Annotated in this window: 24 protein-coding genes and 1 tRNA gene; 13 read left to right on the forward strand and 12 right to left on the reverse strand. The window is 69.1% G+C overall.

Translation table 11 applies throughout. The features are described 5' to 3' along the window. Positions 1–18: 18 nt before the first annotated feature. The gene (locus C468_RS12710) at positions 19–1,305 is read left to right on the forward strand and encodes an MFS transporter (RefSeq protein WP_008849303.1); all 1,287 of its coding nucleotides are present in this window, start codon (positions 19–21) and stop codon (positions 1,303–1,305) included. 81 nt (positions 1,306–1,386) lie between these two features. On the opposite strand, the gene C468_RS12715 is transcribed toward C468_RS12710, so the two are convergent. Further along, positions 1,387–1,920: an Rrf2 family transcriptional regulator gene (locus tag C468_RS12715; RefSeq protein ID WP_008849304.1), complete on the reverse strand. Its 534-nt coding sequence runs from the start codon at positions 1,918–1,920 to the stop codon at positions 1,387–1,389. A 67-nt stretch (positions 1,921–1,987) separates the two neighbouring features. Further along, the gene (locus tag C468_RS12720; RefSeq protein WP_008849305.1) at positions 1,988–2,203 is read right to left on the reverse strand and encodes a hypothetical protein; all 216 of its coding nucleotides are present in this window, start codon (positions 2,201–2,203) and stop codon (positions 1,988–1,990) included. 99 nt (positions 2,204–2,302) lie between these two features. Here C468_RS12720 and rocF point away from each other — a divergent pair, with 99 nt between their 5' ends. Then, positions 2,303–3,208: an arginase gene (gene rocF / locus C468_RS12725; protein WP_008849306.1), complete on the forward strand. Its 906-nt coding sequence runs from the start codon at positions 2,303–2,305 to the stop codon at positions 3,206–3,208. A gap of 16 nt (positions 3,209–3,224) precedes the next feature. Here rocF and C468_RS12730 read toward each other — a convergent pair whose 3' ends face one another. Beyond that, the gene (locus C468_RS12730) at positions 3,225–3,521 is read right to left on the reverse strand and encodes a DUF7565 family protein (RefSeq protein ID WP_008849307.1); all 297 of its coding nucleotides are present in this window, start codon (positions 3,519–3,521) and stop codon (positions 3,225–3,227) included. Positions 3,522–3,661: 140 nt separating this feature from the next. On the opposite strand from C468_RS12730, the gene C468_RS12735 reads away from it, so the two are divergent. Next, entirely contained in the window at positions 3,662–4,480 is an 819-nt protein-coding gene (locus C468_RS12735) for a PHP domain-containing protein (RefSeq protein WP_008849308.1), read from the forward strand. 42 nt (positions 4,481–4,522) lie between these two features. Here the strand turns inward: C468_RS12735 and C468_RS12740 are convergent, their stop codons facing one another. After that, complete coding sequence (locus C468_RS12740; RefSeq protein ID WP_008849309.1) at positions 4,523–5,026, reverse strand: metal-dependent hydrolase; 504 nt, start codon at positions 5,024–5,026, stop codon at positions 4,523–4,525. Between the two features lie 119 nt (positions 5,027–5,145). Here C468_RS12740 and C468_RS12745 point away from each other — a divergent pair, with 119 nt between their 5' ends. Then, positions 5,146–6,249 carry a pyridoxal phosphate-dependent aminotransferase gene (locus C468_RS12745; protein WP_008849310.1) on the forward strand — a complete coding sequence of 368 codons (1,104 nt, stop codon included), beginning with the start codon at positions 5,146–5,148 and terminating at the stop codon, positions 6,247–6,249. A gap of 373 nt (positions 6,250–6,622) precedes the next feature. Here the strand turns inward: C468_RS12745 and C468_RS12750 are convergent, their stop codons facing one another. Beyond that, entirely contained in the window at positions 6,623–7,267 is a 645-nt protein-coding gene (locus C468_RS12750; protein WP_008849311.1) for an FAD-dependent oxidoreductase, read from the reverse strand. 307 nt (positions 7,268–7,574) lie between these two features. Here C468_RS12750 and C468_RS12755 point away from each other — a divergent pair, with 307 nt between their 5' ends. From C468_RS12755 to C468_RS12770, 4 genes are all read left to right on the forward strand, one after another. Next, on the forward strand, positions 7,575–9,332 hold the full coding sequence (locus C468_RS12755; protein WP_008849312.1) for a 2-oxoacid:acceptor oxidoreductase subunit alpha: 1,758 nt from the start codon (positions 7,575–7,577) through the stop codon (positions 9,330–9,332). A gap of 3 nt (positions 9,333–9,335) precedes the next feature. Then, a complete protein-coding gene (locus C468_RS12760) occupies positions 9,336–10,199 on the forward strand; it encodes a 2-oxoacid:ferredoxin oxidoreductase subunit beta (RefSeq protein WP_008849313.1) in 864 nt (287 codons plus the stop codon). Positions 10,200–10,389: 190 nt separating this feature from the next. Further along, a complete protein-coding gene (locus C468_RS12765) occupies positions 10,390–11,625 on the forward strand; it encodes a digeranylgeranylglycerophospholipid reductase (RefSeq protein WP_008849314.1) in 1,236 nt (411 codons plus the stop codon). Positions 11,626–11,704: 79 nt separating this feature from the next. Next, positions 11,705–12,901 (forward strand): acyl-CoA dehydrogenase family protein, encoded by a 1,197-nt coding sequence (locus tag C468_RS12770; RefSeq protein ID WP_008849315.1) that lies wholly within the window; start codon positions 11,705–11,707, stop codon positions 12,899–12,901. 63 nt (positions 12,902–12,964) lie between these two features. Here C468_RS12770 and purH read toward each other — a convergent pair whose 3' ends face one another. After that, positions 12,965–14,569, reverse strand: coding sequence for a bifunctional phosphoribosylaminoimidazolecarboxamide formyltransferase/IMP cyclohydrolase (gene purH, locus C468_RS12775; RefSeq protein ID WP_008849316.1), 1,605 nt, complete (start codon positions 14,567–14,569; stop codon positions 12,965–12,967). 168 nt (positions 14,570–14,737) lie between these two features. On the opposite strand from purH, the gene purB reads away from it, so the two are divergent. After that, complete coding sequence (purB, locus tag C468_RS12780; RefSeq protein ID WP_049912218.1) at positions 14,738–16,198, forward strand: adenylosuccinate lyase; 1,461 nt, start codon at positions 14,738–14,740, stop codon at positions 16,196–16,198. A 24-nt stretch (positions 16,199–16,222) separates the two neighbouring features. Here the strand turns inward: purB and C468_RS12785 are convergent, their stop codons facing one another. Further along, positions 16,223–16,900 (reverse strand): SDR family oxidoreductase, encoded by a 678-nt coding sequence (locus tag C468_RS12785; RefSeq protein ID WP_008849318.1) that lies wholly within the window; start codon positions 16,898–16,900, stop codon positions 16,223–16,225. 93 nt (positions 16,901–16,993) lie between these two features. Between C468_RS12785 and C468_RS12790 the strand changes: the two genes are divergently transcribed. The 4 genes from C468_RS12790 to C468_RS12805 all read left to right on the forward strand — a co-directional run bounded on the left by C468_RS12790 (position 16,994) and on the right by C468_RS12805 (position 19,787). Beyond that, a complete protein-coding gene (locus C468_RS12790) occupies positions 16,994–17,329 on the forward strand; it encodes a zinc ribbon domain-containing protein (RefSeq protein WP_008849319.1) in 336 nt (111 codons plus the stop codon). 112 nt (positions 17,330–17,441) lie between these two features. Beyond that, positions 17,442–18,275: a sensor domain-containing protein gene (locus tag C468_RS12795; protein WP_008849320.1), complete on the forward strand. Its 834-nt coding sequence runs from the start codon at positions 17,442–17,444 to the stop codon at positions 18,273–18,275. Between the two features lie 66 nt (positions 18,276–18,341). After that, positions 18,342–19,088: a hypothetical protein gene (locus C468_RS12800; protein WP_008849321.1), complete on the forward strand. Its 747-nt coding sequence runs from the start codon at positions 18,342–18,344 to the stop codon at positions 19,086–19,088. A gap of 3 nt (positions 19,089–19,091) precedes the next feature. Beyond that, positions 19,092–19,787 carry a metal-dependent hydrolase gene (locus C468_RS12805; protein ID WP_008849322.1) on the forward strand — a complete coding sequence of 232 codons (696 nt, stop codon included), beginning with the start codon at positions 19,092–19,094 and terminating at the stop codon, positions 19,785–19,787. A gap of 57 nt (positions 19,788–19,844) precedes the next feature. Here the strand turns inward: C468_RS12805 and C468_RS12810 are convergent, their stop codons facing one another. The 5 genes from C468_RS12810 to C468_RS12830 all read right to left on the reverse strand — a co-directional run. After that, complete coding sequence (locus C468_RS12810) at positions 19,845–20,432, reverse strand: PAS domain-containing protein (RefSeq protein ID WP_008849323.1); 588 nt, start codon at positions 20,430–20,432, stop codon at positions 19,845–19,847. 48 nt (positions 20,433–20,480) lie between these two features. After that, a complete protein-coding gene (locus tag C468_RS12815) occupies positions 20,481–21,371 on the reverse strand; it encodes an HNH endonuclease (protein ID WP_008849324.1) in 891 nt (296 codons plus the stop codon). 258 nt (positions 21,372–21,629) lie between these two features. Continuing rightward, positions 21,630–21,701 (reverse strand) — tRNA-Ala (locus C468_RS12820). 82 nt (positions 21,702–21,783) lie between these two features. Then, positions 21,784–22,323, reverse strand: coding sequence for a type II toxin-antitoxin system RatA family toxin (locus C468_RS12825; protein WP_008849325.1), 540 nt, complete (start codon positions 22,321–22,323; stop codon positions 21,784–21,786). A 95-nt stretch (positions 22,324–22,418) separates the two neighbouring features. Beyond that, on the reverse strand, positions 22,419–22,849 hold a 431-nt coding region (locus tag C468_RS12830), incomplete at its 5' end, for a GltB/FmdC/FwdC-like GXGXG domain-containing protein (protein WP_008849326.1).

Here is a 22,849-nt window from a genome sequence, read left to right on the forward strand (position 1 = left end):
TCCCTGCCGAACACCGCCATGCACGTCCGACTCTCCGGATCGATCGTCAAATACTACCTCTACAAAGCGACGGAAGCGGTCGAATTCTACCGGCCGATCATGTATCTCTACTTCGCCTCACGGGGGCTCTCGTTCACCCAGATCGTCGTAATCGAGGCGCTCTACAACGTGACCACGGTCCTCGGGGAGATACCGACGGGATACGTCGGCGACCGGATCGGCCGCCGGAACAGCCTGCTCGTCGGCTCGGCGCTCATCACGGTGACGCTGGTCGGCCTCGCGTTCGCCGCGTCGTTTCCTGCGTTCGCGCTTCTGTTCGTCTGCTGGTCGCTCGGCTACAACTTCCGCTCGGGAACGGAGGACGCGTGGGTGTACGAAACGCTCATCGACGCCGCCGCGAGCGACGAATTCACCAGCGTTCGCGGACGCGGGCAGTCGATCGCGTTGACGGCCGGCGTCGGTGCGTCGCTCGCCGGCGGGTATCTGGGCGGGTTCGACCTCGCGTACCCGTTTCTCGCGGCCGCGCTGTTCACCGGGCTGGGACTGTTCGTGATCGCGACGCTGGACGAGCCGACGACGTACGAGGAGAGCGACGCGAGCGAGATGGGCGTCCGTGAGGCGTGGGATATCGTCACGCGAGCCGTCGGTCAGCGCCGTCTTCGATCCTTTATCATCTACTACTTCGTGCTGTTCTCGGCCGTGACTTATCTCGTGTTCATCTTCCTGCAGCCGGTGTTCGAGGGCGTCGTGACCGATCTGAACCTCGGGGTGACGCTCTCGGTCCCGCTCCCCGCCCGAGCGGACCCGTACGCGCTTGCCCTCTCGACCGACGACGTCGAGCCGCTGCTCGGCGCGTACTACGCGGCGATCAACCTCGTCTCGGCGGGGATCAGCTACCGCATCGGGGTCGTCCGGGACCGGATCGGGCTGCGGCGGTGGTTCGTCGGCGTCCCGCTCCTCGTCGGCGGCCTGTTGACGGCGATGCCGTTCGCGCCCCCGATCGCGCTCGTCGCGCTGTTCGTCGGGTGGGCGTCCGTTGAGCCGACGCGGGTGCTCGCGGGGCAGTACGTGAACGACCGCATCGAAACCCTCGGCCGCGCGACGGTGTTGAGCGCGATGGCGATGGTGAGCGCGATGACCGTGATCCCGTTTCAACTCGGGAGCGGCGTGGTCTCGGACGCCGTCTCCCCCCTGATCGCGCTCTCGGTCGCGGGCGCGATACTGGTCGTCGGCTCGATCGGTATCCTCCTCTGGGAGTCGCCGATCGAAGGGGCGACCGGCGTGGGTTCGGAACCAGAGACGTGACGGAGGAACGACTCGCTGACGACGGCCCTCGGAACCCGTCAGAAGAAGAGGAGACGGAGGCGCGTTCGGCCGGCGACGATCTCAGTGCTCGGCGGGCTCGTCGGGCGCCCGCATGTCGTCGATCCGGAGGATGAGGATGTTCGCGGTGTCGTCTTTCCCGTCGACGGTCCCGTCGATGACGAGCTTCGAGAGCGGCGTCGGACCGACGGTGACGGAGTCGCCCTCGTGGAAGTCGCGGACGGAGCCCTGCACGTGGATCTCGGCGCGGCAGAGCTCGGGGTGGTGTACGCTGGAGAGGTCGATGCCGTCGACGTTGACGCCCGTGACCTGCTCGCCCTCGTGGAAGATGGGGACGTCGGCGGGCTCGTCCATGCGCTGGATGTCGAGCGCTTCGTACGCGTTCGAAGTCGGTTTGTACCCCCCTTTCGGCCCCGGTACGCCCTCGACCAACTGGAGGGCTTTCAGGCTCTGCATCTGGTTGCGGATCGTGCCCGGGTTGCGGTCGACTTCCTCGGCGATCGCCTCGCCTTTGACGGCGTCTTCCTGCTCCCCGTACAGGTTGATGAGGGCCGTGAGGATGCTTTTCTGACTCGATGTAAGCTCGATCGATGACATAGGACCGAATAGATGGCGGCCCTGCTTAAATGCGATGGAAACTCGTTATAAATGATCGTGTGGATTCTCAGGATCCGCGGAGGCGGCGGAGCCGGACGTACGCGATCGGGCTGGAGAGCGCGACCACGGCGCCGACGCCGATCAGCGCGAGACCGAGGTCGCCGACGAAGAACGCGAGGCCGGCGCCGACGAGCCCGATCACGGCGCCCGTGAAGGCGACGGCGATCATGGCGCCGATCGGTTCGATGTCGCTCGGAGCGAAGTCGCCCGCGGAGCCGCTCATACCCCGTCGTTGGCGGTCGGGCGTGAAAACCGTGTGCGATCGGGGGCGGTCGCGTCGGGGACCCCACCATTCAAGCGTCGCCGGGGCGCTCTCTCGCACATGTCCACTGTCAGGATCATCGGCGCGCCGACCGACTACGGGGCGAACCGACGCGGCGTCGACATGGGACCGTCAGCGATCCGCTACGCGGGGCTCGCCGACCAGCTCTCGGGCGCGGGCGTCGAGACGGTCGACGCGGGCGACCTCGCGGTCCCCCGGGCCGAGGAGCGCGACCCGGACGCGGAGCCCCCCCGCGACGGGGACGCGAAGTTCCTCCGGGAGACGGCCGACGTCTCTCGGCGGCTCGCGAACAGCGTCGGCGAGACGCTCGCGGCGGGCGACGTGCCGCTCGCGCTCGGCGGGGACCACTCGATCGCTATCGGGTCGCTCGTCGGCTCCGCCTGCGACGCGGAGATCGGCGCGGTGTGGTTCGACGCCCACGCCGACCTCAACACGCCCGCGACGACCCCCTCCGGGAACGTCCACGGGATGCCGCTCGCGGCCGCGCTCGGCCTCGGCGAGTTCGCGGGGTCGGACTGGGCGACCGCGCCGGGGCTCAATCCGGAGAACGTGGCGCTCGTCGGGCTCCGCTCCGTCGACGACGCGGAGGTCGAGGTGATCCGCGACCACGGGTTCGCGGCGTACACGATGTCCGACATCGACGAGCGCGGGATCACGGATGTCACCGCGGCGGCGATGGCCGAGGCGTCCGCCGGGGTCGACGGCGTCCACGTCAGTCTCGACCTCGACTGGCTCGACCCCAAGGAGGCGCCCGGCGTCGGGACCCCGGTCCGCGGCGGCGTCACCTACCGGGAGGCTCACAGCGCGATGGAGGTCGTCGCCGAGACGGACGCCGTTCGCTCGATGGAGCTCGTCGAAGTGAATCCGACGCTCGATCAGCACAACGAGACCGCCGAACTCGCGACGGAGCTGGCCGCGAGCGCGTTCGGGAAGCGGGTTCTCTGAAGAGACGAACGCCAGGTCAGGGGCTCCGGTCCAGCTGGTCGACGACTCGCTGCAGGTCCGCCTCGCGTTCGATCTCGCGTTTGATCTCCTCGCGGCGGCGGACGGCCGCCGAGTCGGCGTCGTACGCGCGGACGAACTCGGCCCGGGTGTGCTCGTCGAACGCGTGCCGGATCGCGAAGTAGCCGTCCGGGACGATCGTGCCGCACACCTTGCACTCGTGGCGCTGGTGGCCGTTGGTCTGGTGGACGATGGCCGACTCCACGTCGTCGAAGTCGGCGTCGCAGCCGTCGATTCCGCACGTCCAGCGGGGCATATCAACCCGTGTCCGCCCCGAGGGATTAACGGTTTCCCCCGGCGGGCGCCGCTCGGGCTCCGTCGCGTCCCCCGTCGACTCGCCTCGCGTCCGTCGCGATCGCCGGAACCGTAGACGGTTCGGCATCGAACGATACGCCTTTGCTCGGCCGCGAGGAATCCACGCGTGTGACTCGATCGAGAACGCGCGTCGACGCCCACCTCAAGGTGCTCGACGACGACGTCGTGGCCCTCGCGAAGGAACGGGGGATCGACGCGCTCGTGTACGCCCCGCACTTCACCCGCCTGCCGACGATCCGAGAGCGCGCGGCCCGATTCTCCGACGACGATCTGACCGTGGTCCCCGCCCGCGAGGTGTTCACCGGCGACTGGGGGAACCGGCGGCACATCCTCGTACTCGGCTTGGACGAGCCCGTCCCCGACTACATCACCTTCGAGGCGGCGATGGCGGAGGCCGACCGGCAGGACGCGGTCGTGCTCGCGCCCCACCCGAGCTTCGCGACCATCTCGCTCACTCGCCCGGAGATCGCGGCCCACAGCGCCCGGATCGACGCCATCGAGACGTACAACACGAAGCTGCTCCCCCACCAGAACGCCCGAATGCGGCGGATCGCCGAGGCGACCGGCCAGCCGGGATTCGGCTCGTCGTACGCCCACCTCCCCGGCACCGTCGGCGAGGCGTGGACCGAGTTCGACGGCGACCTGGACGGCGTCGACGCGGTCGTCGACGCGTTCCGCGAGGCGCGCCCCCGCACCGTGGTCCACCGCGGTGGGGCCGGTCACCAGCTCCGCGGGCTGGTGGAGTTCGCGCACCTCGCGTACGAGAACACGTGGGAGAAGCTCGACCGGCAGTTCCTCTCGGGCGACGAGCCGACGCTGCCGAGCAACGTCGCGTACGAGGGGCGATTCAACGACGTGAGCGTCTACTCCGGGACGCTCTCCGACTACCGCCCGAACTAGGTCGCGGTCGCCGTCTCAGCCTCCCCGGACGTTCTGTCCCGGTCAGACCCCGAGTCCGGCCGCCGCCTCCGAGGCGGCCGCGGAGAGGTCCAGATCGAGCGTCACGACGTAGGTGTGAAGCGCCCAGAAGACCGCGAGCTCCACGGCCGTGACGATCACGGTGACGAGGTCCGCGTACTTGCTGCTCGTCGTCACGCCGGTCGGCATCCCGTACTCGGTGTCGGAGAGCGGGTGGAACAGCGCGATCCCGCGGCGGCTTCCGACCACGTCGAGGACGTAGTGGGTCAACACCCCGATCCAGACGTACTGGAGGTTGCCGAACACGATCGGGTACGCGAGGAAGACCCCGAGCACCGGGAGGCTGTGGAGCGTCTTCCGGTGACGGCCGAACGCGGTGTCGACGTCGGGGAACAGCGCCCCCAACACGATCGGCACGGTGATCTGGGCGGTGGTCCGCGCCGTGGCCATGTCGAGCCCGGGCTCGATGACGAAGCCGAGTCCGAGCGCAAGCAGTAAGGCGTTGAGGACGTGGCCGCGTTTGTTCATACCTCCGGGTGGCCGGGGGCGTAAGTGAAACCACCGGATCGGGATCGCCCCGGGGAGGCGCCGACCTCTCCGACCGCCGCGGTCGAAAGAGCCACGGCGCCCGACGCCGAGCGACCGGTATGGAGTACGAGGAGCCGAAGTTCTTCCACGTGATGCAGTACGCGGCCGCGGCCGACGGGGACGTCATCGACATGGTGAGCGGCAACCCCGACTGGGAGCCGCCGGCCGCGCTGCGAACGGCACTCCGCGAGTACGCCGACCTCCCGCCGACCGACTTCCAGTACCCGCCGAGCGAGGGCCTCGTCGAGCTCCGGGAGGCGATCGCCGAGCGCCGGAACGTCGACGCCGACCGCGTCGTCGTCACGAACGGGACCGGCGAGGCGAACTACCTCGCGATGGCACGCGCCTTCGAGCGCGACGCCGGCGACGAGGCGCTGTTGATGGACCCGGTCTACCCGTACTACCCGGGCAAGGTGGACATGCTCGGCGGCGAGTCGACCCTCGTCCCGACCGCGCGCGACGGGGGGCTCGACGTCGACGCGGTCCGAGAGGCAGCGAGCGGGGACACCGCGCTCATCGTCCTGAACACGCCGAACAACCCGACGGGGGCCGTCTACGACCTCGACGCGGTCCGGGAGGTCGTCGCGGTCGCGGACGCGGTCGACGCCCTCGTCGCGGTCGACGAGGTGTACGACCACTTCGATTTAACCGGCGAGTTCGAGTCGGCGCTAACCCTCTCGTCCGACCGCGTGATCGTCACCAGCGGCTTCTCGAAGTCGATGGCGATCACGGGGTTCCGCGTCGGCTACGCCGTCTTCCCCGAGGCGCACGTCGGCGACGCGAAGACGCGGCACATGCTCGTGAACGTCGCCGGCGCGCGCCCGTCCCAGTACGCGGTCCACCACGCGCTCGCGGAGACGCCGCCCGACTACTACGCGGCGGCCCGCGACCTGCTCGCGGACCGCGCCGACGCGTTCACCCACGCGCTCGACGCGGCGGGCGCCGAGTACACCCGCCCGGAGGGGGCCTTCTACGTGCTCGCGCGCTTCGACGGCTTCCCCGGGACGATGGCGAACGTGAAGCGCCTCGTCGACGAGGCCGGCGTCGCCGGCATGCCCGGCGACGCCTTCGGCACCGCGCGTGACGAGTGGATCCGGTTCGCCCTCGTGACGCCGCGCGTCGAGGCGGCCGCGGAGCGGCTCGCAGACTACTTTGAGGACTGATCACGATTGGCGCGTGCCTGCGAGGCCGCCTCGCGGCCGAGCAGCACGCGCGAGGGAGTCAGTCGCCCGGAGCGACGTGGAGGGCGACTGACGAGGCTGGGGAGGTGTGAGGTGCGGTTGCTGTGCAGGGTGGGACTCAAAGGGGCAGCCGCGAAGCGCGCGGAGGCGACGTAAGCACCGCAGGGAGCGAGTGAAACGAGCGACTGAGGAGCGCAGCGAGCGTGCGCGCGCTTCGCGGCTGGGGCTTTGGAAGTGTTCTTCGGCGATCCGCAGTCAACTGCTTATAAACGAGCGGCTGGGGCTTTGGAGGTGTCCCCGGTCGATACCCAACTCTGTATTTATAAATGAGCAGCCAGAGCGTCGTAAGTCGCGTCTAGCCGAAGTTCTCGACCTTCGCGGCGTCGGCGTCGCCGCCGGCGGCCTCGACCGCGGTCTCCGCGTCGGCGACGAGGCCGGCGAAGCCGTACACGAAGACGGTCTCGCCCTCGGCGCCCGTCAACACGTCCGCGACCGCCTCGTCAAGCTCCTCCTCGGCGTCGAGGAGGCGAACCGTCGCGCCGCGCTCCGCCAGCGCGTCCAGCCGGTCCGCGTGCGACACGTCGTCGTCGCGGTAGACGATCGCTGCCTCGGCGCCGTCGTCGAGCGCGCGCTCCGCGATGGCGACGGCCGGGCCGACGCCCGGGCCGCCGGCGATCACGACGGCGCGCGGCTCGCCGTCGTAGTGCTGGTCGCCGAACGGACCGGAGAGCGTCATCTCGGTGCCCGCCTCGGCGTCCGCCAGGAACGCGGAGAACTCGCCGCCCTCCTCGGGGTCGATCCCGACCGTCACCTCGAAGCTGTCGCCGACCGTCGGCGACGAGAGGGTGTAAAAGCGCGCCTCGGACTCGCCGTCGATCTCTGTGCCGAGCTTCACGAACTGACCGGGCTCGGCGTCGAACCCGTCGGGCGCGTCGAACCGGAGCGCGTACGTGTCGCGGCCGACCGTCTCGACCGCGCTGACCGTCGCTGTCGTGTCCATATCCCGGATCCGCTCGGGAGACACAAACGTGTTCCCGTCGGCGCCGACCGCGCGCGGTGGACGGCCTCGGCCGCGGGCGGCGGTCGACCTCTTCGACTGTCAGTTCGACGAGCGTCGAAACCACCGACGACGATATGAGTCGATCGTGAAAGATATGATAAACGTATGTCCAGTATACGCGCCAAATATTCTCACTTAACAGCTTTATAGTGACAATATTCGCGAAAGTGGCTACGAATGTACAGAAATGGGGCGATGGCTCCTTCCAGAAGTCTTTTGATGAGTCCGGCGAAAGCCCCGTTATAGCATGGCTGCGGACTTCAACTGGGCCGTCGGCGGGGAGGCCGGCGACGGCATCGACTCGACCGGGAAGATCTTCGCGCAAGCGCTCTCTCGGGCGGGTCGACACGTGTTCACGTCGAAGGACTTCGCCTCGCGGATCCGAGGCGGTTACACCGCCTACAAGGTGCGAACCTCCGTCGACAAGGTACAGAGCGTCGTCGATCGTCTGGACGTGCTTATCGCGTTGACCCCTCGGACCATCGAGGAGAACCTCGAGGAGCTCCACGAGGGATCGGTGATCATCTACGACGGCGAACGGACGACGATGCAGGACGTGGAGATCCCCGACGAGATGATCGGGATCGACGTCCCGCTCAAGCGGCTCGCCGAGGAGGCCGGCGGGGCGATCATGCGGAACGTCGTCGCGCTCGGCGCGGCGTGCGAGGTCGCCGAGTTCCCCATCGAGAACCTCGACTCCGCGCTGGAGAAGCGGTTCAAGGACAAGGGGCAGAAGCTCGTCGACAACAACAAGGAGGCCGCCCGCGCGGGGCAGTCGTACGTCGCCGACGAGTACGACCACGAGTTCGACTACGACTTAGAGACCACCGAGGAGGACTACGTCCTTCTCAACGGCGACGAGGCCATCGGGATGGGCGCCATCGCGGCCGGCTGCCGCTTCTACGCCGGCTACCCGATCACGCCCGCGACCGACGTGATGACGTACCTCACGGGTCGGATCGAGCGGTACGGCGGCCACGTCGTGCAGGCGGAAGACGAGCTGTCGGCGATCAACATGGCGCTCGGCGCCGCGCGCGGCGGTGCGCGCGCCATGACCGCGACCTCCGGCCCCGGGATCGACCTGATGACCGAGACGTTCGGGCTCATCGCGACCTCGGAGACGCCGCTGGTCATCTGTAACGTGATGCGCTCCGGCCCGTCGACCGGGATGCCGACGAAACAGGAGCAGGGCGACCTGAACCAGATGCTGTACGGCGGCCACGGCGAGGTCCCCCGGTTCGTCCTCGCGCCGACGACCATCGACGAGTGCTTCTGGAAGACCGTCGAGGCGTTCAACCTCGCCGAGAAGTACCAGCTCCCCGTCTATCTCACCGCCGACCTCTCGATGGCGGTGACCGAGCAGACGTTCAGTCCGGACACCTTCGACATGGACGCGGTGGAGGTCGACCGCGGCTTCGTCGTCGACGAGGCCGACATCGACGACCACATGAGCGACTCCGGCGGCTTCCAGCCCCACGAGATCACCGACGACGGGATCTCGCCGCGGGCGTTCCCCGGCACGGCCGACGGCGCGCACATGTCCACCGGGCTCGAACACGACGAGCAGGGACGTCGGACAGAGGACACGGAGATGCGGGTCGAGCAGGTCGACAAGCGAAACCGGAAGGTCGAGACGGCCCGCGAGCGCGAGGACCTGAGCCCGCGCGAGTTCGGCGACGCCGACGCCGACACCCTCGTGGTCACGTGGGGCTCGAACGAGGGCGCGCTCGCCGAAGCCGTCGAGTTCCTCGCCGAGGACGGGATCGACGTGCGGGTGCTCTCGGTCCCGTACATCTTCCCGCGCCCCGACCTCACGGAGGACATTGAGGCGGCGGAGAACGTCATCGTCGTGGAGTGTAACGAGCAGGGGCAGTTCGCCGACCTCGTCGAACACGACGTGTTAGAGCGCGTCGATCGGGTGAACAAGTACAACGGCGTGCGATTCAAGGCCGACGAACTCGCAGACGACATCAAAGCGTCCCTCGCGGAGGGGGTGGAGGCGTAACCAATGAGCTCAGACATTCGATTCACCGATTTCAAGTCCGACAAGCAGCCGACGTGGTGCCCGGGATGCGGCGACTTCGGCACCATGAACGGGATGATGAAGGCCCTCGCGGAGACGGGCAACGACCCCGACAACACCTTCGTCGTCGCCGGTATCGGCTGTTCCGGGAAGATCGGCACGTACATGCACAGCTACGCGCTCCACGGTGTTCACGGGCGCGCGCTTCCGGTCGGCACCGGCGTCAAGATGGCCCGGCCGGACATCGAAGTGATGGTCGCCGGCGGCGACGGCGACGGCTACTCCATCGGCGCGGGCCACTTCGTCCACGCCGTCCGGCGGAACGTCGACATGACGTACGTCGTGATGGACAACCGCATCTACGGGCTGACGAAGGGGCAGGCGTCGCCCACCTCTCGCGAGGACTTCGAGACCTCGACGAGCCCGGAGGGGCCGAAACAGCCCCCGGTCAACCCGCACGCGCTGGCGCTGGCGTCGGGCGCGACGTTCATCGCGCAGTCGTTCTCCTCGGACGCGCTCCGCCACCAAGAGATCATCCAGAAGGCGGTCGAGCACGACGGGTTCGGCTTCGTGAACGTCTACTCCCCGTGCGTGACGTTCAACGACGTGGACACGTACGACTACTTCCGCGACTCGCTGGTCGACCTGAAAGAGACGGGCCACGACCCCAGCGACAAGGAGGCCGCCAAGGACGTCATCTTCGACTCCGAGACGGAGCATCAGGGCGTCATCTACCAAGACGACGAGTCGGTGCCGTACCACGAGCGCCACGGCGTCGACGAGGACATGTCCGTCATCCCGGACGGCGCGCCCGAGAGCGCGACGGACCTCGTCCGCGAGTTCTACTGACGCGTCGCCGACCGCGCGGTCGAGCGTCGTGCCTCGCGGTCCGACCGCGCCCTCCTTTTGAACGGGAACGCGAGGGCCGTCGATATTCCGACCTCAGTGAACCGCCAAATTCCGGCGACCGAGCCGGGTCACGGCCTGTTTGCGACCGCTTTCAGCAAGCCTAATTACGTGGGTCCGTATTCACGGGTATATGGTTGATCGCTACGACGTCGTGGTCGCGGGTGCCGGACCGGCGGGCGCCCAGTGCGCTCGCGACCTGGCGACGCGAGACTACGACGTCGTCGTTCTCGAAACGGAGTCGGAAGACGAGTTCCCCCGCCAGAGCAACAAGTCGACCGCCGGGACGTTCCCGTCGATGATGTCCTCCTTCGGGATCCCCGACGACGTGGTGATGTCGTACACCGACGACGTGGTTCTGGAGTCGCCGAACAGCTACTACGAGAGCTACCAGCCGGGCGCCGTCTTGGAGTTCGCCGACTTCAAGCGCTTCCTCGTCGAGGACGGACGCGAGAACGGGGCGGAGTACCGGTTCGACTCGCGGGTCTCCCGGCCGATCCTCGACGACGACGGCGTGATCGAGGGCGTTCGGTACAACGGCGACGAGGAGGTGTACGCCGAGGTGGTCGTCGACGCGACCGGTCCCGCGGCGCCGATCGCGAGCGCGCTCGACGTGGTCGACCTGGAGCGCGAGAACCAGGCGATCGGCATCGAGTACGAGATGAAGGGCGTCGAGATGAACCACCCGGAGTACGCCGACCTCCGGCGGGCGATGATGCTCCGGCTCGACCACGACATCGCGCCCGGCGGCTACTCGTGGATCTTCGCCACCGGCGAGGACACCGCGAAGGTCGGGATCTGTTACATCCAGAACGACCGACACCGCGAGTTCGCGCAGGAGGGCCAGACCGTCGACGGCTACCTCGACGACTGGATCGAACGGGACCCCCGGTTCGCGGACGCCGAACAGATCGGCGACACGGTCCACCGCGGCTCGGCGCACATCCAGATGCCCGACGAGATGCACACCGACCGGTTCCTCGCTATCGGCGACACGGTGCCCACCATCGACCCGCTGTGGGGCGAAGGGATCCACAAGGGCATGAAGTCGGCCCGGGCGGCGGCGGCCACCATCGACCGGTGTCTGACGGACTCGCAGCGGCGCGTGGACGCCGAGAGCCTCGCCGTCTACGAGCGACTCTGGCACCGCGACGTGGCCCCGCGGATGCGCGCCCGGCTGACGCTCACGCGGCTGCTGTACCTCGCGCCGAACGAGCGGTACGACCGGTTCATGCGGGACCTCCGCGCGACGGACGACAACACCCTCGAGAAGGCGAACCAGGGCGACAAGGCCGCGATGGCGAAGCTGCTCCACCTCGACGACATCCCGCTGTTGGCGAAGTTCGCTCGGGAGCAGTTGGGGTCGTAGAGCGCGAGCCGTCGGCACGCGGCTCGGACCCCCCTCGTCCTCCAGAACTGTTTTGTCCGCCGGTTGCGCACGGATGATTATGCTCGATTACGTGGGGCTGGAGGCGGACCTCGGCGAGGAGGAGCGGCTGATCCGCGACACCGCTCGCGAGTTCGTCGACGAGCGGGTGCGCCCCGACATCGGCGACCACTTTCAGGCGGGGACGTTCCCGACGGAGCTGATCGAAGAGATGGGCGAGATGGGGTTTTACGCGCCGAACCTCGACGGGTACGGGCTCGCGAACGTCTCCGAGACGGCGTACGGGATCTTGATGCAGGAGCTCGAGGCGTGCGACTCCGGGCTCCGATCGATGGCGAGCGTGCAGGGCGCCCTCGTGATGTACCCGATCCACGCGTACGGCAGCGACGACCAGAAGGAGCGGTGGCTGCCGGCGCTCGGCGAGGGCGAGGCGGTCGGGTGCTTCGGGCTGACCGAGCCGGACCACGGGTCGAACCCCGCCGCGATGGAGACCACGGCGCGGAGAGACGGCGACGCGTACGTCCTCGACGGCTCGAAGACGTGGATCACGAACGCGCCGATCGCCGACGTGGCGGTGGTCTGGGCGCGCGACGAGTCGGGCGGACGGGGAGACGCGGGGAACAGTGACCGGTCCGACGACGCCCCCGTCCGCGGGTTCCTCGTCGAGACGGACCGCGACGGCGTGACGACGAACGAGATCGACGACAAGCTCTCGCTGCGCGCGTCGGTCACCGGCGAGATCAGCCTGCAGGGCGTACGGGTCCCCGAGACGAACGTCCTCCCCGGCGTGTCCGGGATGAAGGGGCCGCTCTCGTGTCTCACGCAGGCCCGCTTCGGGATCGCGTGGGGGGCGGTGGGCGCGGCGCGGGACTGCTTCGAGCAGGCACGGGCGTACGCCGCCGACCGCGACCAGTTCGGCGGTCCGATCGCCCGGTTCCAGCTCCAACAGGAGAAGCTCGCGGAGATGGCGACCCAGATCACCACCGCCCAGCTGCTCGCGTACCGGCTGGCGGAATTAAAAGAGCGCGGCGACCTCACGCCCCAGCACGTCTCGATGGCGAAGCGGAACAACGTCCGCACGGCGCGCGACCAGTCGCGGGTCGCCCGAGAGATGCTCGGCGGCAACGGCATCACGACCGACTACTCGCCGATGCGCCACATGGCGAACATGGAGACGGTGTACACCTACGAGGGAACCCACGACATCCACACGCTCGTGCTCGGCGAGGACCTGACGGGCATCGCGGCGTACGAGTAGCGATCGAAACCGGTCGGCGCACGAGCAGCGGGCCGGAGCCGGTCGACGACCGACGGCGGCGGCTCAGTCGTGTCGGAAACAGCGCGAGCCGGTGAACGCCATCGCCATGTCGTGTTCGTCGGCCGCGGCGATCACGTCCTCGTCGTTGACGGAACCGCCCGGCTGGATCACGGCCTCGATGCCGGCCTCGGCGGCCTCCTCGATCGCGTCCGGGAAGGGGAAGAAGGCGTCCGAGGCCATCACCGCGCCCTCCGCAGACTTCCCGTCGGCGTCCTTTTCGGCCTTCATCGCCGCGAGCGTGACGGCGTCGACGCGCGACACCTGTCCCATCCCGACGCCGACCGTCTCGGTGCCGGTCGCGAACAGGATGCCGTTCGACTTCACGTGTTTGAGCGTCTTCCACGCGAACAGCATCGTCTCTACCTGCTCGTCGGTGGGCTCGCGCTCGGTGACCACGTCGAGGTCGGCGGGGGACGGCGACTGGCGGTCCCGCTCTTGAACTAGCCGCCCGCCGACCACCGGCTTCTCGGTGAACCGCTCGGAGAAGCGCTCGTCGCCCTCACCGAGGGGACCCACGTCGAGCACGCGGAGGTTCTTTTTCTCTCGGAGCACGTCAAGCGCGCTGTCGGTGTAGCCGGGCGCGACGACGACCTCTTTAAACGAGTCGACGATCGCGTCGGCGGTGTCGGCGTCGCACTCGCGGTTCACGGCGACGATGCCGCCGAACGCCGACTTCGCGTCGGTGCGGAGCGCGCGGTCGTACGCGTCCGCGAGCGTGTCGCTCGTCGCGCAGCCGGCCGGGTTCGTGTGCTTGATCACGGCGGCGGCGGGCTCGTCGAACTCCTTGACGAGGTTCAACGCGGCGTCGGCGTCGTTGTAGTTGTTGTACCCCATCCCCTTCGCGCCGGGGTTCAGCTGGGGCGCGTCGACGACGCTCGCCTCCTCGCAGCCGTCGTCGACGTATAAGGCGGCGTCCTGGTGCGGGTTCTCGCCGTACCGCAGCGTGTCGGCGCGCTCCTCGGAGACGAACCGCCGCTCGGGGAAGTCGCCGCCGACGTCGCCCTCGACGGTCACGTTCACGGGCGTGTCGTCGCCGTCGCGCTCGACCGTCACTCGGTCCTCGGCGAACCACCGCACCGCGCGCGGGTACGCCGTGAACTCGGCCTCGTGGAGCACCCGGTCTTTCAGCGCGTCGGCGTCGTCCCCCTCGTAGACGGGCACCGGCTCCTGCGTGACGATCGGCCCGGCGTCGACCTCCTCGGTGGCGACGTGGACGGTGCAGCCGGTGGTGCGGGCGCCGGCGTCGAGCACCTGCTCGTGGGCGTCCATGCCGGGGAACGCGGGTAACAGCGACGGGTGGACGTTCAGCGTCGTCGGGGCCGCGTCGAGGAACTCGTCGGTGAGCACGCGCATGTACCCGTCCAGGCAGACGAGGTCGAAGTCGTACCCCGCCAGCCGGTCTACGATCCGTCGCTCGTGCGACTCGCGCGACTCGCCCTCGTCGCGCTCAACGACCTCGGTCGGGATCCGCCGCTCCGTGGCGGCCTCCAGCACGGGCGCGTGCTCGCGGTTGGTCAGGACCACCGACAGCTCCGCGCCGCCCGGCGCGGCGTCGGCGATGTGTCTGAGGTTCCGTCCCCGGTTGCTCGCGAGTCCGGCGATCTTCATACGCGAGTGGTCCGACCGATCGCGTATATCGATTGCGGTCCGCTCCGGAGGTGGATCCACGTTCACGGATATCTATTGCCCAATACGACGGTCATAAACGAGAACGGATCCACGTCCGTGCGACTCCTCATCGACACGCTTTTGCTGGCTCCGGCGGCAGTCGCGGACATGACAGACAACTCCGAACCGACGGGCGACGCCACCATCGCAGGGCTCTCCCGGTCGGACCCGCTCGCGGCGGTGTCGCCGCTCGACGGCCGCTACGCCTCTCGCACCGCGCCGCTGTCGCGGTACGCGAGCGAGGCCGCGCTCATGCGCGCCCGGACCCGCGTCGAGGTCGAGTACCTGATCGAGCTCGCGGCCCTCGACGCGACGCCGATCGCGCTCGACGAGGGGGCCGAGGCAGCCCTCCGCGCGGTCCACGAGGAGTTCTCCGCGGAGGACGCCCGCCTGATAAAGGCGCTGGAGGTCGAGGGGGCGGAGGGGTACGACGCGACCAACCACGACGTGAAGGCGGTCGAGTACTTCCTGCGGGTCCGGTTGGACGGACTGGCGGAGTCCGGCGCGATCGGCGACGGCGAGGCGCTGTACCCGTGGATCCACTTCGGGCTCACGAGCGAGGACGTGAACAACCTCGCGCACCGGCTGCTGGTGAAGGAGGCCGTGAGCGAGGCGGTCGTGCCCGCGATCCGTGAGGTCCGCGACGCGCTCGCCGACCTCGCGCGGGAGCATCGCGACACGCCGATGCTGGCGCGCACCCACGGCCAGCCCGCCACGCCGACGACGTTCGGCAAGGAGATGGCCGTCTACGCGTCGCGGCTCGGTCGGGCGCTCGGGCGGGTCGTTGTGGCCAACGGCGACCTCTCCGGGAAGCTCGCGGGCGCCTCGGGCACGTACGCCGCCCACGACGCGGCCTACCCCGAGGTTGACTGGCCCACATTCGCCGAGTCGTTCGTGCGCGGACTCGACTTGGAGCACACGCCGCTCGCGACGCAGGTGAACCCCTGCGACGACCTCGCGGCGCTGTTCGACGCCCTGCGCGGCGTCAACAACGTCCTCCTCGACTTGGACCTGGACGCGTGGCTGTACGTCTCCGACCGCTACCTCGGCCAGCGGACCGTCGCTGGCGAGACCGGCTCCTCGACGATGCCCCACAAGGTGAACCCGATCGACTTCGAGAACAGCGAGGGGAACCTCTCGAAGGCGAACTCGGACCTCACCTTCCTCGCCGACTACGTGACGACCTCGCGGCTCCAGCGCGACCTCTCGGACTCCACCGTCAAGCGCAACGTGGGCGCCGCCCTCGCGCACTGCCTGATCGGCTACTCGAAGGCCGGCGACGGCCTCGCGACGGTCGTCCCGAACGAGACCGTCATGCGCGAGGAGCTGGCGGCGACGCCCGAGGTGATCGGCGAGGCCGTCCAGACGATCCTCAGACGCGAGGGCGACACGGGCGCCTACGAGCGCGTGAAAGAGCTCACCCGCGGGAAGCGCGTCACCCTCGACGACTTCCGCGACCTCTTCGACGACCTCGACGTCGACGAGGGCGTCCGCGAAGAGCTGAAGGCGCTGACCCCGGCCGGCTACGTCGGCTTCGCCGACGAACTGGTGGACGAGATCGACGCGTAGCCGCCACTCGATCGCCCGGATCGGTCACTCCGCTCGCAGGTCGAGCTCGCTCGTCGCGAGTCCCGGCCGGTCCACGAGCCGGCGGTACTCCGCGGCGAGGTCGGCGGCGGCGATCGCGATCCGGTCACCTGTCTCCTCCGCCTCCGTCGAACTCTCCGCCGGTCGCACCGCCGACCCGATCCGGATGTAGGTGACGGTGACGTCGTCGAGGGCGGCGTCCAGAGACCGGGCGAGTCCACGAGCGGCCGGGCCGACGGCGCCCCACTCGATCTGTTCGGTCACGGGAGGCTCCGCGAACGTCGTTCCGCTGAACAGGACGGTCCCTTCGGTCTCTCGTAGATCCCGAAGGGCCGCGCGGACGCAGGCGAGCGACCCACCGACCCGGACGTCGAAGATTGAGCGGAGGCGCTCGACGTTCGCCTCGTCGACCGGGCGTCCGCCCCCGCCGCTGGCGTTCAACACGAGGACCTCGACGGGGCCGAGCTCGGTTCTGACCCGTTCCATCGCCCGTTCGACCGCAGATCGGTCCGTAACGTCAGCCGCTATCGATACCGCATCTGAACCGAGCTCCGCCGCGAGAGGGGCCGTCACCCGGTCGCTCCGAGCGAGCATCGCGACGGCGAACCCGTCGGCGTGGAACCGGCGAGCGACCGCGGTCCCGATGTTCGGTCCGACCCCAGCGACGACGACGACGCGCGACATGGACTCGCATCGTACGGCGTCGTGGAATAGCTTGTGGCGCCCCGTCACATGCGGGCACAACGCTCAACTGACTGGTCGTCGAACGCCGGACTGATGCCCTCCGACGACAGCGGGACGGAGTACTCCGTCTTCGGCAACGAATCGAGCGACGAGTGGGACGACGCGGGAGACGGCGATCGCGCCGCCCCCGACGCGGCTCGGACGGGGGACCGGTCCGAGTCGCTGGCGGCCGGCGACGACGACGGCTGCCCGAAGTGCGGACACGAGGAGACGGAGACGGACGAAATCGCGACGAGCGGCACCGGCCTCACCAAGCTGTTCGACGTTCAGAACCGGACGTTCGTCGTGGTCTCGTGTGCGAACTGCGGCTACTCGGAGCTGTACAAGGGACAGTCGACGGGGAACGCCATCGACTTTTTCATCGGCTGAACGGGCCGCGGCGGCGACGGCTCCGGAGACCGTTCCGCCGCGACTCTCGGGTCGCCTCGCGACCGAGGCGGCGACCGATTTATGTCGACAGCGGAACCGCTTTTGAGCGCACATGGTCTCCCTCCGTTCACCCTCTCGCCTCCCGGTCGTCGGCGTCCTCGCCGCCGGCCGCACGTACAGACACCTGTTGTACCTCCTGCTCGCGATTCCGCTCGGATTCCTCTACTCGGCGCTGTTCTCGTTCGGATTCGTGTTCGGGCTCCTGTCCGCCGTGGTGCTCGTCGGATTCGTCGTCCTGCTGGCGACGCTCCTCGGCGCCCGGATCGCCGCTGGCTTCGAGCGCTGGCTCGCCAACCGGCTGCTGGGGACGGACCTCGAGCGGTACGACGACGTGCCCGCCGACACGGACGGCGCGGTCGCCGGCGTCAGGAAGTACGTCGACGCCGCATCGACGTGGCGCGGCGTCGGCTTCCTCCTGCTGAAGTACTTCGTCACCGTGATCGCGTTCGTCCCGCTGGTCGCGCTCGCGTTCGGCCTCCCGCTCGTTCTCGCCCCGCTGCGGTACCCCTACGTGGCCACCTTCGGCGAGTCCAACGGGGAGCCGGTGACGTGGGCGATCGAGACGCTCCCGGAGGCGCTGCTGGCGGCGTCAGTCGGGGTCATTGGGGTGCTCGCGGCGCTCCACGTCACGAACCTCGTCGCGTACGTCTGCCGGCAGATGGCGACCGCGCTGCTCGGAGAGACGACGGAAGACGAGGCGGGACCCGTCAGGGAGTCGGTGGCGGACGACGGTAGGGACTCGGCGAGGAGTGACGACGGCTCGTCGGGAACCAGCGACTCGGCAGGCGGTGACGACTCGGCGCCGTTCGACGACGCGTTCATCCCGGCGGACGCCGTCGATCCGGACTCGGACGGCGCTCCGGTCGGAGACGAAGACCGGCCCTGACCCGCCACCGGTTCGCGTCGACGCCGCCCCCGGAGCGCTTATTCTCGTGGGTCCGTCAGGGTCGGTATGGCACCGACGTTGGTCAGCGCCGCCGTCGGCGCGGTACTCGCGGCGGCCCTGCTCGGCGCCGCGTTCGACCGACGGGCGGTCGCGGTCGTCGTCGCGGCCGCGGTCGCTCCCGACCTGGACGCGGTCGCGAGCCTCGTCGTTCCGGGCGCGACGAACGCCCTCCTCCACGCCCTCTGGCTCCCGCTTTTCGCCGCGGCCGCGCTCTACTGGGACACCGCCGTCGGCGCCGACTCCCGCGTCCGGGCCCGATTCGGATGGCGGGGCGTGCGGGTCGCGTGGGTCGCGCTGGCGGCGTTCGTCGTCGCAGGCGTCGGGCCGGACCTGTTCGGCCGCGAGGGCGCGAACCTCCTGTACCCGATTCACGACGCCTACTACCGGATCGACGGGCGCCTCGTGTTCTCGACGCAGGAGGGAGTCGTGCAGACGTTCGTCGCGCTCGGTGCGGAGGGGCCCGGGATCCTCCCCTTCCGGAGCCCCGGCACGACGGCCTCGCACGCGATTCCGACGTTCGCGAACCCCGACGGCCGTCCGGGGCTCTCGCTCGACGCGGACCGGACGCTGTACCTCGTCCGGAGCGGCTGGCAGCTGGCGGTCGTCGCCGCGGGGGCGGCCCTGCTCGCGGTACGGTTCGCTCGGGTGCGACGTTCGCGGGTGTCCGCCGATAGGAACGGAGACGGAAGCGGAGACGAAGGCGGAGGCGGAGACGAGACCGACGCCGCGACCGACCGAACTGAGGTGCTCTGATACATGGTGTCGACGGTCGTCCACGCGGGGTTCGCGCTCGCGCTCGCGGCCGGGATCCTCGGCGACTACTACGACCGACGGGCGCTCGCGGTCGTCCTCGCGGTCCTCGTGCTGCCGGAGGTCGACAGCTTCCTCGGTCCGGTCATGCCGGGGGCCCACCGGACGGTCGGCCACAACCTCGTGTTCCCCGCGGCGGTCGCGGCCCTCCTCTACTACGACACGCGGCTGCGGCGCCGGTCGGCGATCCGCGACCTGCTCGCCGACCGGTTCTCGGAGCGGAGCGCCGAGCGGTGGATCGCGGTCGCGTGGGTCGGCCTGTTCGTGCACGTGTTCGCGCACGTCGCGCTCGACTGGAGCCACCTCGACGGGGTGAACGCCCTCTGGCCGCTTCGGGACCGCTTTTACGCGCTGAACGGAAAGGCGTCGATATCGACGGTCGACGGGTTCGTGCAGACGTTCGTCGACGTTCGGCTCGATCCGGAGACGGGAGCCCGTCAGGTCGACGCGGGGGGCGGCGGAACGACCGACACGGTGCACGTGAACAACCCCGTCGAGCCGCGCGATCCCCGAGAGATAACGGAGGAACCGGTCGACAGGCGGTTCCCGGTCGCGAACGCCGGCTGGCGGCTCTATCTGATCGGACTGGGGCTGTTCACGCTCGTCGCTCGTCGGCTGCAGAGCGCGGACCCGCGCCGGTGAGCGCGGACTCCCCCGAGCGACGCGGCTCCCAGCGGAGGGCCCAGGTGGACCCCGGAGTCACCGCTCGGCGTCTCGGGTCCGGTCGGTCGGGCCCTCTATCGCAGCCTGCACCGCGGCCTGCACTGCGACCCAGTGGGTAACGGTCCCGTCGTCGCCGCTCAGCGGTCGGAGCGAGACGCGGTTCAGAAACGGCGTCCCGTCCCGCCGGTGGTTCCACACGTCCACGGTGACGGGCTCCCATATCGACACCGCTTCGCGTAGCTTCGCGACGGCCGCGGGGTCCGTGTGGGGGCCCTGCAGCAGCCGCGGGTTGCGACCGCGGAGCTCGTCGAGCGAGTAGCCGGTGCGGTCGCGGAACGTGCGGTTCACGTACAGGATCGGCGTGTCGCGGTACGCCGGCCCGCACAGCGTGACGCCGACCGGCGCGGTGTCGAAGAGCCGAACCCGGTCGATCAGCCGGCGGTCGCGCTCGGTGAGCGCCGAGAGGTCGGCCCGACCCCCGCGGTCGGGATCGGCGACCGCCCCCGCGTCCGTCCGTGGCCGGTCCGACGTGACGCCGTGGCGCGAGACGAACTCGGCGAACCGCGTACGGACGGCGTCGCCGTCGCACGCGAGGAGGTCGAGCGCGTCTTCTCTGATCCCCATCTGACGACGGATCGCAGGGCTCGACGAGGCAAGTGGCTGTCGCCGTGCTCAGAACCCGTGCCGTTCGCGGTGTTTCGCCACGAAATCCGGATGCGGCCTGATCGAACTCCCCTCGGGGAAGACCAGCGAGTCCCCCTCCAACTGCTTGAACTCGTAGTACCCCTCCCGCTCGGGGGCGTCCTTGACGACGATCTCGTAGTCGTCGGTAAAAGCGATCCAGCCCGCGTCGAACGCCCAGTGATGCAGGCGACAGAGCGTCACGCCGTTCCGCACCTCGTCGACCCCGCGTTCGGCCTTCGGATACACGTGGGCCGCCTCCACTTCGGGCCGGCCGTCGGGTGTCTCGCGGCGACGGCCGCAGACGACGCAGGTGCGATCGTACGCCGCTCGAACGTCCTCGACGAACTCCGGGTCGCGCTCGCGCCGACGGCTCTCGACGAATCGGTCCTCCTCGACGGTCAGCTTCGGGGGATCCGCGGCCGCGTTCGCGTCTGCGCCCGCGTCGCCGGACGGTTCGCGGTCCGGCTCGGCGCTCCGGTGCTCCATCGCGAACACGATCACCTCTCGGCCGTCTCGCTCCTCGAACTCGTGGTCGACGACGCTCACCAGGCCGTGGTACTCCCACTCTTTTGCGTCCGTCGGTTTATAAAAGAAATGGACGGGAATCCCTCCGTCGACGGCGTCGATAAGCGTCGAGTTCCCCGGCGACGTCTCGCTCTGATCGCCGTCTAACCCCTCCCCGACGTACTCGAACCGACCGCGGGTCACGTCGTCGTCGTACGGGCCGTCTTCCGTCGCGAACAACAGCACGTACCGTCGGTCTCGCGCGTCCCTCCGCGGGTTGATTCCGGAGATCTGATACCCGAACCCCGTGTCGAACGCCTCCTCGATCTCGGCTTTCGCGAGGCGATCGCCGACCGCGACCGGTGCCGTCTCCATGCGTCCCGCTCGTCGTCGAACCCGTATATAAATGGTTGACTTCGAGATAGGTGTCGGAACGTACCTCCCGAGGCGGGTCAGGTACCCGGACCGGTCTTCAAAGCGTAAGGACGAACGAAGTGAGTCGAGTGGACTCGCGGGGGTCCCGTGAGCAGCGAGGGACCTTCGGTTCCTTGTGCAGTCGGCGCGGAGCGGCGGCGACGCTAGCGAACGGGACCAATTGAGGGAACGACTGAACGAACGAAGTGAGTGAAGAAGTGGACTCGCGGGGATTTGAACCCCGGGCCTTCCCCGTGCCAGGGGGATGATCTACCACTGATCTACGAGCCCTCGTACGCATCCATTCGTTCCCCGCTGGATATATTAAGGCCTTCGACTCGCCGACACCGGCGACACCGGTTCCCACGCGCGCTCAGATCCGCGCGGAATCGACGTACACCTCGAGGTCGACGTCGCGCGTCGAGTCCTCCAAGTCGCGCACCGCGCGCTCGACGACGCGTTCGGCCTCGCCTCTGATCAGGGGGATCGCCTTCTTCAACACCCAGTCGAAGGAGACGAGCCTCGGGAGGTCGAGCGCGGCGGAGCTGGCCGAGCCGGGGTCGAACTCCACTTCGAGCGCCACCTCGCACGGCCGGTCCGCCGCGTCGTCGGAACCGCCGTCCGACTCCCCCGGCGTCACCCGCCAACACCCGCCGGCGTCGATGTCTTTCGTAATCTCCCAGTCGATCCGCTCGGGCGGTTCGACGCCGGTCACGAGCGAGTGGGCCGTGTACGTGATCTTCCACCACGCGAACGTCAGCGCGTAGCGAGTGCCCGGCCCGCCGTCCCCCTCCAGCGTGCGCACCCCCCTGAGGTACTCCGAGTAGTTGGCGTACCGCGGGAAGTCGAGCAGGAACGCGTACACGTCCTCGGGGTCGGCGTACACCTCCGTGCTCACGACGAGTTCGTCCACGTAGTGGAGTTCGGGCGACGCTTATTAAACGGTCCGGCGGACGGACCACCGCTGCCGGACTGAGTCGGTCAGCGAGCCGACAGCGACCGAGCGCTTCAGTCGTCGCTCGACGCCTGCTCGGTCGCCTCGGAGGCGGAGCCCGGGACGGCCGCGGCGGGCTCCGGCGGCTCGTCGCGCACGTCGGCGCCCTCCCCCTCGGCGATGACGTCGGCGTACGCGTCGGGGAAGACGCGCACGAAGTCGCCGATCGCGGCCGTCCAGTCGTCGAGCAGCTCGGTCGCCCGGTCGCTGTCGGTGTACGCGCGGTGGTTCTCGACGAGCCGGCGCAGCATGCGCTCGTCCGACTCCTCTAAGCTCCTCGAGACCGATACCATCCCGCGGTTCACGCGGTCTGCGAGCCGGTCGTCGGGGTCGTACACGTAGGCGACGCCGCCGGACATCCCGGCCGCGAAGTTCCGCCCCGTGTCGCCGAGCACGGCGACGACGCCCCCGGTCATGTACTCGCAGCCGTGGTCGCCGACGCCCT

Source organism: Halorubrum kocurii JCM 14978 (assembly GCF_000337355.1).
Classification (GTDB): Archaea; Halobacteriota; Halobacteria; order Halobacteriales; family Haloferacaceae; genus Halorubrum; species Halorubrum kocurii.